Origin of the sequence: Persicobacter diffluens (genome assembly GCF_036244895.1) — a bacterium.
GTDB lineage: Bacteria > Bacteroidota > Bacteroidia > Cytophagales > Cyclobacteriaceae > Persicobacter > Persicobacter diffluens.
In genome coordinates this window covers 1,483,589-1,500,374 of sequence record NZ_BQKE01000002.1, presented here as the reverse complement: position 1 = coordinate 1,500,374, position 16,786 = coordinate 1,483,589, and the positions used below count along the sequence as shown (strand labels likewise).

Annotated in this window: 8 protein-coding genes; 4 read left to right on the top strand and 4 right to left on the bottom strand. The window is 42.5% G+C overall.

What is annotated here, in order from left to right; genetic code table 11:
• Nucleotides 1-101: 101 nt before the first annotated feature.
• From AAA970_RS19555 to AAA970_RS19545, 3 genes are all read right to left on the bottom strand, one after another.
• Nucleotides 102-953 (bottom strand): dienelactone hydrolase family protein, encoded by an 852-nt coding sequence (locus AAA970_RS19555; protein WP_338238580.1) that lies wholly within the window; start codon nt 951-953, stop codon nt 102-104.
• Between the two features lie 554 nt (nt 954-1,507).
• Nucleotides 1,508-2,989 (bottom strand): PorP/SprF family type IX secretion system membrane protein, encoded by a 1,482-nt coding sequence (locus tag AAA970_RS19550; RefSeq protein WP_338238579.1) that lies wholly within the window; start codon nt 2,987-2,989, stop codon nt 1,508-1,510.
• A 12-nt stretch (nt 2,990-3,001) separates the two neighbouring features.
• Complete coding sequence (locus AAA970_RS19545; protein ID WP_338238578.1) at nt 3,002-9,028, bottom strand: Ig-like domain-containing protein; 6,027 nt, start codon at nt 9,026-9,028, stop codon at nt 3,002-3,004.
• A gap of 691 nt (nt 9,029-9,719) precedes the next feature.
• On the opposite strand from AAA970_RS19545, the gene AAA970_RS19540 reads away from it, so the two are divergent.
• The 4 genes from AAA970_RS19540 (at nt 9,720) to AAA970_RS19525 (ending at nt 14,799) form a co-directional block, all read left to right on the top strand.
• On the top strand, nt 9,720-10,436 hold the full coding sequence (locus AAA970_RS19540; protein WP_060688160.1) for a YebC/PmpR family DNA-binding transcriptional regulator: 717 nt from the start codon (nt 9,720-9,722) through the stop codon (nt 10,434-10,436).
• Nucleotides 10,437-10,718: 282 nt separating this feature from the next.
• Nucleotides 10,719-12,428: a DEAD/DEAH box helicase gene (locus AAA970_RS19535; RefSeq protein WP_338238577.1), complete on the top strand. Its 1,710-nt coding sequence runs from the start codon at nt 10,719-10,721 to the stop codon at nt 12,426-12,428.
• 117 nt (nt 12,429-12,545) lie between these two features.
• Complete coding sequence (locus tag AAA970_RS19530) at nt 12,546-13,046, top strand: hypothetical protein (RefSeq protein WP_338238576.1); 501 nt, start codon at nt 12,546-12,548, stop codon at nt 13,044-13,046.
• 10 nt (nt 13,047-13,056) lie between these two features.
• Nucleotides 13,057-14,799 (top strand): ATP-binding protein, encoded by a 1,743-nt coding sequence (locus AAA970_RS19525; protein WP_338238575.1) that lies wholly within the window; start codon nt 13,057-13,059, stop codon nt 14,797-14,799.
• Nucleotides 14,800-15,131: 332 nt separating this feature from the next.
• On the opposite strand, the gene AAA970_RS19520 is transcribed toward AAA970_RS19525, so the two are convergent.
• Complete coding sequence (locus AAA970_RS19520; RefSeq protein ID WP_338238574.1) at nt 15,132-16,598, bottom strand: hypothetical protein; 1,467 nt, start codon at nt 16,596-16,598, stop codon at nt 15,132-15,134.
• Nucleotides 16,599-16,786 lie beyond the last annotated feature (188 nt).

The following is a 16,786-nucleotide window of genomic DNA, read 5'->3' as shown; positions in this document are numbered from 1 at the left end:
CCTTAATAATCAATCCGAAATTAAAGCAATTCTCCATATTATGATAGAATTAGCATTATTTGAGGAAAAAGAATTTTCCGAAAACGGTTGCAGAAAAATGCTTATCGATATACGAAATGCTGCTTGAGGAAGGCCAGTGATTTTTTATTGGCGTCCTGAGCAGCCACCGCCGTATATCGTGGAGAAGATGGATTCGCAAAGGCGTGATCTGCCTCATAATTACTCACGGTCAATTCCTTACCCGCAGCCTCCATATTGCTTTCGAACTGTTTTACCACCTCAGTATTGACCCACTTATCCTCCCGGGCAAAAATCCCTAAAACAGGCGCCTCTAACTTTTTCAACTCCTCCACCTCGCTTACCGGCATGCCATAATAAAGCACACATGCCTCTGCCGCATCGCCCATTGCCAAAGTGGCCCGTAACGACCACCCACCACCGTAGCACCAGCCTATGGTGCCAAAGGTGGCCCCTTCTCCTGCAAAGGCTTTCGCTCCGCTCAATATGGCCATGATTCGGCTTTCCGGAGCTTCCTTCATAAATTTTGCTGCTTCCTCCCGCTTAGTGGCCACTTTTCCATCATACAGGTCCAGGGCCAAAACATTTACCTTTTCTCCCAGGGCTTCAAACAATCGTTCAGACTCCTGAAGCACATAATCATTCAAACCCCACCACTCATGAAAGACCAATAAATACTTGGTCGAGGCTACCTCGGGTTTCACCCAAAAGGCACGAGCCGGCTGCTCCCCCTCCACGGGTATATCCACCCACTCCCCATGATTGACCTGAAAATCCAATGGAAAGGGTATTTCATGTTGGTTCCTAAAAGCAAGCTCTTCCCCAAGCTGTGCAAAAAGAGCCGTATTGGTAGGGCCACAGTGCGTGATATCCTCATCAGAGGCAGCACCGATGGCTGTAAACCACAGCCAGATAAACAAGAGTAGATAGCGCATAATTGATAATTGTTGATACAAGAATTTAAGCATTCTACTTGAATACACCGAATTCACAAACAATTAAATTGCAAACCCTTGATAACGTTTGCACTATTCCAACAAAGTCTAAAACTATGGATTCTACCTACATTAATTTTCCTTATAATTTTTCATTCTGGGAAAGTCCATTTTAATGCAATATAGCTTTAGGCGAATTATTTGCAGGCAGACTTAACGACTCGGCATAAACACCTAATTACCAGGTGAGCATCACTGTTTTTCCTGAATTTTTATTACCCAAATCGTGGCAAACTTGAGCTCTCCTCCTTCCTCTTCTTCTTTGAAAAAACACCGAAACAGGAAAGTATTTCGCGATTTTCCCGTCTTAAAGCTATGCGAGGATTTACGCAGGAATAAGCCGGGTTAAGCAGGCATAAGCCAGCTCAAATCAAAGACTGTAATTTATTTTATAGGCTAATGCTTCTCACAACAGAATGGAAAAGTCCCCCATTCTTACAAAAAAATCCTTGCCGAAACCGACAAGGATTTTCAATATCAAAAAAAAACACAAATTACTGATCAATAATAATGAACTGTGCCCGACGGTTTTTCGCACGTCCTTCTTCCGTATCGTTGGTGGCTATCGGCTGGGTATAGCTCATTCCTTTGATTCGGATATTCTGTCGTGGAACGCCATATTCCATCAGACGGTCTCTGGCGGCCAGGGCACGCTCGGTACCGACAAATTTGTTAATATCCTCATCCCCAATGGTACAGGTATGGCCCAATACCAAAATCTTGGTCTCCGGATATTGGCGTAGAATTTCAGCCACTCTTCTCAACTTCTGCTCTGAATCATCAGTCAGATCAAATTTACCCAAAGCAAACTGCAGCTTAATTTTTTCCAATTCATCTCTCAAATCTGCCGGCATACGCTCCTCAGAAGTCGTTTCGATAATGCTTGGTGGCGGTTCCTCTGTCCGGTCAATTCTCCTCATCGGAACAGTAGTAGGAGGCACCTCTTTCAGCAAATTGGAATTCATATAGCTGGAAGGTGAACCCAGGGCTTTTTGAGCTCTCAAATGACCGAAGCGGTAAGTCACCCCGAATTCTATGGCATTATTTGCGCCCATCTTTCCGCCCACTTTGCTGTTGGAAGGAATATCATAGGAAATACCCAAAGCTAAGTTTTCGAAATAAACCTGCAGTGCTAAAACGATCGCCTGATCGAAACGATACCAGCTTCCCAAGGCCACAGTTGGCTGATTGATCATATCAGGTTCAAAAGCCAGTTTCACCCCTGCCTCATAAGAATTGGCATTATTGTTAATCACCGCCCGACCCAAAGGACGAATGGCCAGATTATCAAACTTAGCGGCACGAAACTCCCCATTGATAATATAATTCTGCTGTGGATTTTTCTCACCCGTATCGGTAAAAGTCGTGGCATTAACGGCATCATAAAGCGATACGCCCAACATGCCTTTTACCCGGCCAAAGCGGTCAAACCACATCCAGTTCATTCCCAAATTCAGGTTAAACTGATTATTGGAATTCATATCCATGTTTTCCCCTAAATCGGCAGAGGGATCAAATATTCCGCCCACCCACTGGGAATCGGAGGTCATTTTGCTCCAGTCAATTCGTACCGAAGAATACAAAGCCTGCATCCCGAATCCAATTTGGTGATTGGGAGCAATTGGAAGGTTATAATTCGCTCCAATCAATCCCCTGGTATTGGTCAGGGCACCGGCTACTCCGCTTCTGAAATCAGAAACAGCACCAGATACCGAACCTACCTGTCTTTTGGCCTTGCTGTCATAAATCGGATGCGCATATCCTGCCATGGTAGTTCGTAAACCGAAGCCACTTCCCAGGGTGGTATTTCGATAATGCACCAACACCTCATCAAAGTTATTCTGGCCCACCTGCGCCGGATTCGTAAAATAAGGCGTAAACTGGAACTGAGAATAAAATGGTGATTGCGCTTTCAGATCCCCTAAAATGAACAAGGCTAAAAGCAAAAAGGCTAATTTTATTAAAGAAGTCTTCATCGTTATTTCTTTTTAGCGGACAAGTGAAACATTACCTAACTTTTTACCATCCAATTCAATTGGACTTCCATCGGTAAGTGTACCGGACACTTGCCATACATAATTCCCCTGCGGCTGATCTCTACCCTCATATCGGCCATCCCAGCCGGTTTCGGTAGCCTCGGCCACATTTCTGGTTTCCCAGACGATCACGCCCTGCGCATTATATAGTCGGAAATGAATCTCGGCAACTCCTCTGGCACGCAAGCGGAACACATCATTGGAACCATCTCCGTTTGGAGTGAATACGGTAGGCACAAACACGCCTCCTGGCTCACGAATAGTCAAAGTTCCATCAGTCAGGATAATATCATAATTATTCAGCACCTCTTCCTCCCCTTCGGCGGAGCCAATAATCGAATAATCTCCCGGCGGACTTGAACTATTCGCATCAGTATCGTAAACATCCGTGATGTCATCATTATTTCTGATTCCACTGATCGTACCGGTGAATTCAGGGATAGGATCACCATAAATGATGGTCGTATCATTAGCAATAATCTCCAATGGTGCCGGTACAATTATCAAAGTGCCTGCCACATAGGTAATCTCATAATTAGGCGCATTTCCACCGCTAATGGTGATAGGATATTCTCCCACATTGGACCCTACAGTTGCTGTGGTGTTGATCACTACCGGAGCATCAATGATGCTTTCATCTTCTCCATTGACAAAACCATTAAAGGTATAGGTCAATTCCGGATTAGGTTCCCCATATTCCCGGATTTTTTCCTCCGCCGTAACGGTTAACATCGCTGGATTGACCGTCACCTGAGTCGTGGTGGTCTCCACATATTGCCCGTCATCCAAAGTAATGGTCATTTGAGTGGTGCCAATATCCCCGAAATCCAGTAAAGCCCGATCGCCATTAACACTTCCAGTAACCACTCCTTCATTCACAATTGAAATGGTGTAGGATAAAGTAGCGCCATCTGCCGGACCATCCGGATCCTGTATGTAGGTGGTTAAATCCACTTCCAAATCAGGATCTCCATACGTGGCCACAATCGCTGCTGGTGCCGGATCCACGATGACTGGAGGCTGATTAATCCTATTTACATTGATAATAATCTCAGTCGTTGGCCCGCTCAGCCCGGCATCATCTGCCTCAATAAGGGTGGCATGCACCCTCACGCGTCCGGTACCAAAGAATCCCGGTGTTGGGATAAATCTGAAACCCACACTACTGGCCTGGCTATAATCCAAATAATCACCCACGGCAAGATCGAGATCTCCGGGAAGATCACGTACCAGGGTACCATTCTCAATCGCCGTGATTTTATAACCTTTGGTCTGCAATTCATCATTAGCGGTTCTTTCCAGGGTGATTTTGCCTGTTTCCGCATCCTGATCTACAGTAGTCTCGGCAGGATTCAACAAAGCGCCATCTTCTCGAACCACGGCAAAATCATTGACCTTCGCATCAACCAAAACGCCGCTGGTATTCCCCACATTGTTCAAGGTGACATCTGCGTCATTTCCGAAACCATCGCGGATCGTTGCGCCATTTAGCGACAGGCTACTTACCGTGATGCCATCTAAATCTTCATCATTCGCCTGCACTGTATATTTAAATTTCAAGCCATCGGCCGAACTATTCACAGCGTCGTAGGTCGCTTCCCATGTGCCGTTGTTATCGGCATTATTAAAATCAATCAACAAGGTAGGATTTCCGATCACCGTCACATCACGATCAAAGTTCACCGTAAATTCCATCGTTTCATTGATCAGGTAAGTTTTATTGTTCGGCACCTCTACACTGATCACCGATGGTGGAGAATCATCATCCGTAATTTCAATGGTCACTGCATTAGGACTACCAATATTTGCATCCGTAGGATTGACCAAGGTGGCAATTAACTGGCGTGTGCCGTCTACGATATCATTATCAATCGGCTGCACCTGAATATCTACAGAAGTGGATCCCGCAGGAATAATCGCAGTAGTAGTAGATATTGTATAATCTGAATTCACTAAAGCAGTGCCTGTCAAACTTAAATTTACTCTCGCCTCCAAAGCCGAAACCGGATTCAGATTCACCGTAATAATCGCCGGCGTTGGAGAATCCTCCGGAATGGAAACGGGATTAGCCGCTATGCTCACTACCGGCAATGGACTCTGATCCTGTATCACCAATGTGGTGGCGTTTTCAGTTCCGATAAATGCATTTCCGGTGGGTATATTACTGATGGTGGTAATGACGGCTTCATCTCCTTCATAAATATTATCGGCAATAGCGGTATAAGTAAAGGTTACGGAGGTCTGCCCTGCCGGAATGGTCACCTCATTGGCTGGGATAGATAAGTTGTAATCTACATCCCGCTCCGCCGTTCCGGTGAAAGTTAATGCTACGGTAATATCCGAACTGGCCGCTGCCGTTAGGCTCAGGGTGGAAGTGGCTACTCCTCCATTTTCACTTATCACGAGCGGATTCGTAGCAAGGGTCACCGTTGGCGTACTCAAAATGTTAATCAGAATTTCCGTTTGAGGACCATTCAATCCGCTATCATTCCCTTCAATTAAAGTGGCCTGAAGCAGGATTCTCCCTGTTCCAAAATATCCGGGACTTGGTTCAAAAACCACCCCTAAAGTCTTGGCTTCAGTCAAAGTAAGATAATCCCCCACACCAATGGTAGGATTGGTACCCGACTGTAGTTTCAGGCTTCCGTTTTCAATGGCCATGATTTTATAACCTTTCGTCTGCGGATCATCATTTGCCGTACGGTCAAAAGTTAAGGTACCGGTAGGTCTGTCCTGGTCAGTGGTCGTTACTGCGGGGTTCAACAAACTGCCATCCTCACTGACCTCTGCCAAATCATTAATTTTAGCATCCACCAGTACGCCAGCTGTACTTCCCACATTATTCAGGGTTAAATCAGCAACATTCCCATGAACATCCTTCATACTTCCACCTTTCAAATTGATGGATTGAATCGTAATACCGTCCATATCCTCATCATCCACAGCCACGATATATTTGAAAATAAGCGTAGAAGTAGTGCTTCCACCGTCGAAAGCGGCTTCCCAAATACCATTACCATCCGCATTATTATAGGCAATTTCCATTACGGGATTACCAATAACGGTGATGGCGCTATCATAATTCACCCGGAAAATCATTTCCTCTCCCAATAAATAAGTTTTATTCGCAGGAGGAATAACCGCCGTCACAGCTGGTGCCTGGTCATCATCGGTAATTTCTATGGTGACCGAAGAAGGCTCGGCAATGACTAAATTGTTCGGATTCGTCAGGCTGGCAGTTAATTGTCTGGTTCCGTCCACAATGCTATTATCAATAGGAAAAACCTCAATATCTGCCGAACCGGCACTTGCCGGAATAACAACAGAGGTATTGGAAATGGTAAAATCTCTATTGACCAGGGCAGTACCGCTTAAATCCAAATCCACTCTGGTCTCTACCTCTGCAGCTGGATTGACCGTTAAGGTAATGGTAGCCGGAGTAGCGGAGTTTTCTGAAATAGAATTAACATCAACGGCCACGGTTACGGTAGGTAGCGCGCTCTGATCAATTATCGTGATCTCAGAGGAACTTGGATTTCCAATGGTCGCATTTCCACCGGATGCCACTCCACTAATCGTGGTTACAATGGTCTCGTCCTCTTCTAAAATATTGTCCTGAACAGCCGTATGGGTAAAATTAGCTGTTTGTGTACCCGCTGGAATGGTAATCTGATTTGTTGGTAATGAAATGGTATAATCACTTCCAAAAGTGGCCGTTCCTGTAAAATCCAAATCCAGCACTACATCTGTATCTGTGAGGGAACTCAGGCTAAGCACGGTAGTAGATACTCCTCCATTCTCTGAAATTGATAATGGGGTACTCACCAAAGTAACTGCAGGAGTACTGGTATCCACAATGGTCAATTCATAAATATCCGACACCGGCGACAGGTTACCCGCCAAATCTTCGGCCGTATAAGTCACCTCATGTAAGCCAAAACTCATATTCGACCCTGGCATAAAACCGAAATTTGTCGTGGTGGTAATATCGCTGCCCAAGTCTCCATCTATGGAGCTACTCACTTCAATAAAGGCATCCAACTCCGTAGTACCATTAAGCTGTGGAATTCGAACATTGGTAATATCATCTCCCTGAACGCCACTATCGCTTCCCGGGTCCAAAGCCAAAAGGGAAGGTTGGGCAGGAGCTGTACGGTCAATCGTCAAATTAGTGACACCGGATTGTACCGGCCCATTTCCGGCCACATCCTGTGCATCTGCACGCATAGTAAAATTACCCTCAGGTAAATTGGAGATGGTAAAGGAATAATTTCCACCGGCAAATTTGGTCGGCCCATAGGTAGTGGTTCCACTCACTCCTGTAATGACCAGGGTCACATTGGAATTCGGGTCCGTCGTCCCAATGACTTCAATGGTCGTGGCATTGGTGACATTATCACTATCTGATCTACCGGAGTCTGTCGCCGCGGTTAAAACCGGCGCACTTGGTGCATTAGGCGGAGTGGTTTCAATCGTTACTTCGCGAGGAGTTGAAAAAGCGGATTCATTGCCTGCCGCATCAATTGCTTTAGCGATCACCTGATATGTTCCGGCACCTAAAGCAGTGAAATCAAGCGGAATTAAATAATCCCCGTTTTCATCGGCAACACCATTAGCCGTCACCGACTCCCCAACCACCTGCAATACGATATTCACCTCTGGCTCCACGATACCTTCAAACCTTAAATTGAGCAGTTTGGTGATATGATCACTGTTAGACTCGCCCGTATCATCATCGGCAAACAAGGTCGGCATAGAGGGCGCCGCCGGAGGGGTAGTATCAATTTCAAACTCTAAAGGGTCTGAAGTCTCCGATACATTACCCGCTTCATCTTCCGCTTCCGCATATATACTATAAGTACCGTCTGCTAAAGAATTTAATATCTGAGCCCGGTAAACAATAACACCGCTTCCACCAAAATTGCGATTATCAATGGTAATCACCGGAGTTGGATTTCCCTGAAGATAAAACTTCACCAAAGCATTCGCCTCAGTAGAAGTTTTAAAATAAGGCTGCGTCTCAGTGGTGGCATCTCCTAAATCATTATCACTTGCATCGGTCATAATAGGCATGGTAGGTTTCACCGGAGCGGAAGTATCCACCACTATATTCAGGATAGGAGAATTAGGACTCATATTCCCTGCTTCATCCTCTACCTTGACAAATATTTCATAATTCCCATCGGCCAGGCCATTGCCGGAAGGATCTTCCAGGGGAAGACTCACCGGACTCGATCCGGCAATAGGATCTAAATCCGTTTGGATACCCCCAAAAATATAAGAGATGTGTAAATTAAAAGTCTGACCTAATTCCGTTACTCCTGCATAATTTATCAAGGGGCGATCCGAATTGGTTAAGTTATCCTCAGGAATAAAACCTGTATTGGAGTTCGCATCAAGCTCCGGCTGTAACCAGGCAGTGGGTACGGAGCGATCAATCGCAAGGAAAAATACACGGGAGGTCGCCAGGATATCTCCTGTTCCTCCGGCCCCGTCAAAAATTCGGGCCGTTATTTCATAAGTTCCCTCTGCTAAAGGCGTTGAAACTCCCCCTACCAAATCGTACAAATCAAATTCGACGGTCTGCTGATTCACCAAATCGAAGAACGGGTATTCACTTGTTGTGCCTCCGGTAGGGGTGATTTGAATATTCGCAGAAGCCGATCTACTGTTATCACTAAACACTACCATGGTCGGAAAATCCACATTGGTAGCTCCGGGGACAAAACCGGTATCATCAGCAGGATCCAGGCTAATGGATATGGTGTTTGCATTCAACACGCTCATAAAATCAAATAGCATTTGATTATAAAGCAAAGTATCACCACTCACAGCCAAATCCGGATTGAGCATCAGTGCATCCCCATTCAAATCCGCAATTAAATAGCCATTAAAAGCGAAAACATTGGGGTTACTACCTTCAAAAGGGTGTATCACCCCATTAGAAAAGCCCTCCGCCAGCGGAGGAAATAGTAACATAAATAGAAAAATCGGAAGAAGTAATTTTTCCCTCATTATGGTCAAAGTTGGTTTTTAAAAGTTGTCATCATCTACCCAATAATGACATTTTCTCTTTAATGAATAAGAAAATGGAAATTATTTCCAAATTTAATCTAATTTCCTTCTATAGTTTACTCTGAACAGGGGAAAAATGATTAATTATAGACTAATTATATTTATGAAATTACATGGTAAATAACCATTTAATATTACATAAAACCTTCACAAAAATTGCACCCTACTTACATCATTCTAAGCGGCCTTTTATTTTCTGCAAGGGATTTGGGATTTGGCGGTATCTCTTTATTGGGGAAATTAGGGGAAAACACCTAGCCAGAATTAAAACGCCATTAGATTGATTCTGGTCTATTTTTTCTCCTTTTTGTTAAAAAACCCCAAAAAAAGCACATCAAATTTTAGGAAAGCCAAAACTTTCGGGCGATGTAATAATTTCCTTCGGGCTTCCCATTTATTGGTAAAACAGTCAAATCCATCAGGACCATTGCTTGAAATTCTGATCAAAATCTTTGTTTTCCGTCAAGATTTCAAACAAATCAACGAACAAAGATTTGCCCAATGCTAGAAAGGATTTTAAATTGCAGCATTATTCTCCTTTCAACAGAAAGGCGGTGATTTTTAGCGAACAAATCAATTGAAATAAAATACAAAAATGGGAAGAGCATTTGAATTCCGGAAAGCCAGAAAGATGAAGCGCTGGGCGCATATGTCAAAAACTTTTACACGCATAGGTCGAGAAATCACCATCGCTGTAAAAGAGAGTGGCCCGGATCCGGATAGCAACTCTCGTCTAAGAGCGATTCTTCAGAACGCCAAGTCTGAGAACATGCCCAAAGACAATATCGAAAGAGCGATCAAAAAAGCTTCTTCGAAAGACACCTCAGACTATAAAGAAGCCCTTTTTGAGGGATATGCGCCGCATGGTATCGCAATTTTGATTGAAACTGCTACCGATAATAACAATCGTACCGTTGCGAACATTCGCTCCTATTTTAATAAGTGTGGGGGAAGTTTGGGTACTTCCGGTTCGGTGGAATTTATGTTTGATCACACCTGCAATTTCCGTGTAAAGAATGACGGCAGTCTGGATGTGGAAGAATTGGAATTGGAATTCATCGATTATGGTGCGGAGGAAGTCTTCACCGATGGCGAAGATGACGATATCCTGATTTATGGAGACTTCAAGAGCTTTGGAGCCCTGCAAAAAGCTTTAGAGGAAAAAGGAATGGAAATTCTTTCTTCCGGATTTGAGCGCATCCCTCAGGTAACCAAAGAACTGAACGAAGAGCAGGTGGCGGATGTAGAAAAACTATTGGAAAAAATTGAAGAGGATGATGACGTATTGAACGTTTTCCATTCTATGGCTTAATTTTTTTGAGCCTACTTTTAAAAAGTCGCTTTTCACTTAGAAGGGCGACTTTTTTTTGTTTCATTCCTAACATTTTCAATAAAAAGGAAGTCTGATTTCGCTTTTCTTACTTAATAATTGCATTTTATGAAGCTAAAAAAGCGTATACGAATAAAATTGTTGGATAAAGGTAAGAATACCGAAAAGAAACCCTACCTTTGCGCATCAATTCGGGTTGTGTAACGAAATCTTGAAATTTTAGGCAGGATAATTGCAGCAGCCCTTCAATACATAAAGAAATATATGCAGAATTTTCAAGAAACAGGGCTACGGAATGAACTTTTGGACGCTATCACTGAAATGGGTTTCGAAACCCCATCTCCTATTCAGTCCAAAACTATTCCTCATATCCTGTCATCAGATCAGGATTTAGTAGCGCTGGCACAAACCGGAACGGGTAAAACTGCTGCGTTTGGATTACCGGTATTGCACCGCATTGATCCAAAGACGAAAAATACTCAGTTGCTTGTCCTTTCCCCAACGCGTGAATTGTGTATACAAATCGCCACGGAAATGGAAAAGTTCCTGAAGTATATGGGGGACATTAAAGTTGTTTCGGTTTACGGAGGTGCACCTATTGATTCGCAGATCAGAGCGATTAAAAGAGGTGCCCAGGTGATTGTAGGTACACCAGGTCGTACGATTGACCTGATTAACAGAAGAGTACTAAATCTTTCCAATATCAACTGGCTGGTATTGGATGAAGCGGATGAAATGCTGAATATGGGATTCAAAGAAGATTTGAATACCATTTTGGCCACTACACCGGAAGATCGCCAGACCTTGCTTTTCTCGGCTACCATGCCTAAGGAAATCCAGAACATTGCAGAAAATTATATGACGGATCCGATGACCATTAAAATGGCCAAAAGAAACGTTGCTTCTGATAATGTACAGCATTTCTACTACTTGGTGCATGGCAGCGATCGCTACGAAGCGGTGAAAAGAATCGTTGACATCAACCCTGATATTTATGGTATTATCTTTAGCCGTACACGTGCGGAAGCCAAAGATATTGCCGATAAACTACAGGCTGACGGTTACAATGCGGATGCTCTTCACGGTGAATTATCACAAGGTCAGCGTGACCAGGTAATGAATAAATTCAGAAGCAAACAATTAACACTTTTGGTAGCTACAGATGTAGCAGCCCGGGGATTGGATGTGAATGAATTAACGCATGTGATTAACTATAACCTTCCGGATGACAGTGAAGTATACGTTCACCGTTCAGGCCGTACAGGTAGAGCAGGCAACCAGGGTATTTCGATTGCCATTGTTTCCAATCGCGATGTAAACCGTATCAAGGAAGTCGAGCGTTTCATTGGGAAAACTTTTGAAAAACAAAGAGTTCCTGCCGGAGAAGAAGTATGCCAGGCAAGACTATACAACTTGATTTCTAAAGTTGAGAACGTAGACGTAAACGAGGCGCAAATCGCTCCATTCATGGACGATATTTACGCGAAGTTTGAAGACATGTCTCGTGAGGAATTGATCAAGCACTTTGTTTCTGTGGAGTTCAATCAGATTTTGGCTTATTATAAAGATGCCAGAGACCTGAACATCAAGGAAAGAAAGCAACGAAAAGATCGTGATAACGGCAAATTCACTAGATTTTACATTAACCTTGGGGAAGAAAATGAAGGCTTCAATAAGTTGAAAATGATCGGTATGATCAATGACAACCTTTCACAACGCAAGGTTGAAATTGGTAAAATCGATATCCTTCAGAAGTTCTCTTTCTTCGAAGTAGATGCCAATTTTGAAAGTGAGGTATTAACTGCCTTTTCTAACTTTAGCTTTGGCAATAGCAAAGTGGTAGTGGAGAAGAAAAAAGGTAAGGAACGTGGAGGCGGAGGTTTCCGTGGAAATCGCAGGTCCGGTGGTTTCAAAGGAGATCGAAAGCCCTACCCAAGAAGAGGTGAAGGCCGAAAGCCAAGATATAGAGGGTAAGCCCCGAAAGGAAAGTCACACAGTTTTGTGTGACTTTTTTATTTTTCATACATCCCACCTATTTCCCGCCCGAAACAATTCTCATCCATTTGCTTTCCATATTTAAAAGTTATTAATATGGATATCAATAAAATAGTGGCTAAAGCCGAAGAAAACTTATACTACGAAGGCTTCAAAAAAGTCATTGCTTTTAAGGAAAATGACTATAAGATATATTTCACTATATTCCTTTGGCAGGAAATAGAAAAAGCCGGGGAAACGGATCGGATCAGGATTTGGACCAATAGTATTGTAAAAAAAGGGAACCCCAACCCGATAGACATTTTGATTGCAGATGTTAAACAAGATAAAATTTTAGCCGTAATCAATCTTAAAACCTGGTTCAGAGAACTCCACTGGGTGGAGAAAATCCACCACCTTTGTAAGGGAGAACCCATTGCCAAACATCATTTTTTTATAGGCTACCATTCTCTGGATCACCAATTTAAAGTCAATAGCTTTAAATCAAATATGAAAAAAGTTTTCCCGGAGATAGAAATCCTGACCCGTTCTTTTCAGGAAGATATTTTTTACCACCATGACATCGCTAATTTTTATCGGGAAAACATCTCTCTCTAAAGGCTAAAATATGAATCAAAATCGGCAAGATCAGGAAAAACGTCCCTGGAGTACCATCATACTGGGGGGATACGAGCAATTTCCCTTTGAACACAGAGGCCTAAATGCGCTGATCATATGCGGTTTTACAGCTGGGATTATTTTGTCATTAGTCAATTTCAGGTACAATCAAGCCCCTTTTGTAAAGGTCATGTACCTGATCATACCCCTAATTTTCACTTTTTTATTTATCCTCTCCAGAGTTTATAAGCAATACCATTTAGTCCTCTACATATTTTTGGGATTCACTTACCTGAGCCTTAGTATGCTTTGGTTCAGAACGGGAGGCCTGACCGGATCAGCCTCCTTTGGCATTGTATTCATAATGATTAGTTTCCTCCACTACATCTCCAAAAAGCGGCAAAATAAATTTCTGGTATTCGTTGCGGTCATTTTTCTTGGCCTGATTTATTTAGAAAAAACATATCCGGAATGGATGATCCCTATTAGTGATGCCGAAAAAGAAGCCAGAATTATGTTCAGTTTTTTGATTGGCATCATCTTCTCCGGAGGCACGACCATCCTTTTTAAAAAGCACTTTTATAAAAAGCAGAAAGAACTGTACGATAATAATCAACAGCTCAACCATTATAAAAGCAAGATGGATAATATTGTGGACTCTATTAGTGAGGAGTTCTTTCTTTTCTCTAGAAAGCCATCAGGAGAGTTAATATATTCCAGTCCAAACCCAGAAAAGATATTTGGGCATTATGCGGCATCCTATTCCACTCAGGAGTTATTACAACGATATATTTACCCTTTCTCTAAGGTTTCTCATAAGCTGAAAAAGCAGGTCTTCGAGGTAGAATTAAAAGAAGCGGATAAGGAATCAAAATGGCTCCGTATTTCCGAATTTAAAATTGAAAATGATGGAAAATTCGTTGGCATTGATGCGATTGCGCAAGACATCACCTTACGGAAGAGACTTAATGTACAAGTTTCCAGGTCATTGAGTAAAGAACGGCATTTGAACAAGGTAAAAACCCAGTTCATTGCCATGGTAAGCCATCAGTTCCGTACCCCGATGACGGTCATCAAAAGCACCGGTCAACTTTTAGAAGCTACAGAAGCAGAATATGATATTCCCGAAAACGATCGGCAATGGAGACATTCCAAGTTTTTGAAAATTTCAGAATCCATTGACCTTTTGACCAATATGATGGACAACGTCCTGGTGTTTAATAAAAGCGAAATGGGTCGGATTGAATTCCATCCCAAGCAAATTAACCTGCTCAATATATTCAACGACCTTATTGAACAATACCAGCAAATTGATCCTGAAAAAAGAAAAATTGAATTACTACTCAAGCGTAATATCGACACCTGGGTGCTGGATCCCAACTTAATGATTCAGGTATTCTCCAACCTGATTTCCAATGCGTTAAAATACTCTCCGGGCAAGAAAGCTCCCCAAATAAAACTGATGGAAGCGCAGGACTTATTGACGATCAGCATCAGAGACTTTGGCATTGGCATCCCTGAACACCAAAGAAGAAATTTATTTGAACCTTTCTTTCGTGCTCAAAACACAGAAAATTTTAAAGGAACCGGAATTGGCCTGGCCTTGGTTCAGGAATTTGTAAAGCTGCATCATGGTTCTATTCGAGTGGTATTTCATGAAAATAAAGGCAGTGAATTTATCATTATCTTGCCCAAGGATCCTAAAAATCCCTCTTCAAGCCTACGTCCTTCCACCTGGGTGGACATGAATTAGGCCGAATAATTCATCGTTTTATTTAGCAAACCACCATAAGAACTTTTTTCAACCCTTAGGATTGAGTTGAACCTGAATTATTCAACGCTAAATTAAGCCGAATTATTCACCGCCGGCTTTAAACCCGATCACAAAAGACAATTTTTAAGGTAGTTACAATTAAGTCTGCTAAATTTCTGATAGCACAAATTTAAGCAAGCTTGCTTTCCTCCTCCTTCATCTGATTCGAAGGAAATATTTAAGTTCTCTTTTGCTGCTTTGTAGCTAAAGGAGGTATTAAACTTTTTCATGCAGATAGCGGCATTCGCTTTATTAGCATGCTCACCAAAGCTTTAAACCAAAGCAGAACTTAACTGAAAACCCAAAGCCAATAGCTGATCATAGGGAATTAGTTCCAATTCATCAAACTGAGGATAGTCTGACAAAGCACGGTTTAATTTTTCAATGATTTCCGGTCTATGGGCCTTGTCGAAATTCACCATACAGGCTTCCACCATCGCTTCATAGAATAGCATGGTCCGGGGCTCTCCAAAATTACGCAAATGACGATGGCGATATACCTGAAAATTATGGGCGATATTCAATAAATCATACTCCTCCCCCTCTCTGACAATTTCCACAAAAGGCTTCAATAATAAGACCTGAATATTGGCCGCCAATTTATCCCTTCGAGCGGGATAACCTTTTTCAAATAATCTTTCTACTCCTTCAAAATCCCCCTCTCCGCTTCCTGCAGCCAAAAGAGCGGTATAATATCTGAAAATTTCCCACTTTCCTTTGTCCACCTCATGAAGGTGAGAAAACTGACTAACCTTCAAAACTTCATGGATAATCGCATTCGCCCGTCGATAGTCTCCTAGCTTTAAATGAATATCTACCATAAAAAGCTGCACATCAAACTTATTATAGGCTTTATACGCTGTTAAGGCTAAACACCGCTCGCCATAATCCCGGGCCTGTTCCAATTCTCTGATTCCCCGATAATATTTGGCGTGGTGAAAAAACAACTGAATCTTTCTTGCTGGCGTAAAGAGAAAGGGAAATTCTCTAACAAGTTGCGCCATCTTCTCAATCCATTTACCATAAGCCACGAAATTGTTATCCACAAAAGCCTTTATCAGGGCAATATAAAAGAGGGTATACTTCACAAATGGGGAATCCAGCTTTTGATGTGCCTCCTGAGTCTTTTGCAGCAATTCCTCACAAAAGATTTTCATGGCAGGGCTTTTATGCAGGGAGAATTTGATTTTACTATCCAATAATTTTTCATATCCTTCCACTCTTTCCAATACCGCATATTTTGCCATTAATTCCTCAATTTTAATGACTTGCTCCGAGGTTTTATCAGGAAAGCCCTGCATGGAATACATATCCCGAAGTTTAAGGGCAATTTGTAGCTGTTCCCCTAAAAGCTCCACCCGTTCTGCTCTCACCAATGCCTTTTTGAGGATTTTTTCTGCATTATGATAGACATTTTTATTCAAAAGTCGCTCTACCAGTAATGTTTGAGCCAGCAGCTCAGACTTTATCTGAAGGTAATCATCACTTTCGCGGTTCTGTAAGGTACTGAAAACATAAATTTCTGCCAGTTTCTGAATCAAATTCCGCTTGAGCATTAGATATCGCTTATCCGACGGCCTGGAAGCATAGATCATCTTTGCCGCACCCTTATCATCAAGCCCTTTCTGAACGGCAAGATCAAAGAGCTTTCTCATTTTAGTTTTCTTAGGAAGGTACATGTCCAAAACCCGGGTGGGACCATCCAATAAAACAAAAGCGTATTCTGCGATTAAATCCATATAAGTTCTAAAAATTCCCTAAAACGAGGAACTGCTAATTTAATACATTAAGAGGAAAAAACAGCTCTAAAAAAAGTGGCCTCTGGCATTCGGACCACTAAAGCAACTACAACAACTTGAACTACAGTAATTTAAAATGATTATTATGAGGAAAATTCGGATATTAACACCTCAAACTTAACCAATTG

What these genes read in the sequence shown, in the direction of transcription:
- AAA970_RS19535 (WP_338238577.1), top strand. Translation starts at nt 10,719, where the DNA reads ATGCAGAATTTTCAAGAAACAGGGCTACGGAATGAACTTTTGGACGCT.
- AAA970_RS19540 (WP_060688160.1), top strand. Translation starts at nt 9,720, where the DNA reads ATGGGAAGAGCATTTGAATTCCGGAAAGCCAGAAAGATGAAGCGCTGG.
- AAA970_RS19555 (WP_338238580.1), bottom strand. Translation starts at nt 953, where the DNA reads ATGCGCTATCTACTCTTGTTTATCTGGCTGTGGTTTACAGCCATCGGT.
- AAA970_RS19520 (WP_338238574.1), bottom strand. Translation starts at nt 16,598, where the DNA reads ATGGATTTAATCGCAGAATACGCTTTTGTTTTATTGGATGGTCCCACC.
- AAA970_RS19550 (WP_338238579.1), bottom strand. Translation starts at nt 2,989, where the DNA reads ATGAAGACTTCTTTAATAAAATTAGCCTTTTTGCTTTTAGCCTTGTTC.
- AAA970_RS19530 (WP_338238576.1), top strand. Translation starts at nt 12,546, where the DNA reads ATGGATATCAATAAAATAGTGGCTAAAGCCGAAGAAAACTTATACTAC.
- AAA970_RS19525 (WP_338238575.1), top strand. Translation starts at nt 13,057, where the DNA reads ATGAATCAAAATCGGCAAGATCAGGAAAAACGTCCCTGGAGTACCATC.
- AAA970_RS19545 (WP_338238578.1), bottom strand. Translation starts at nt 9,028, where the DNA reads ATGTTACTATTTCCTCCGCTGGCGGAGGGCTTTTCTAATGGGGTGATA.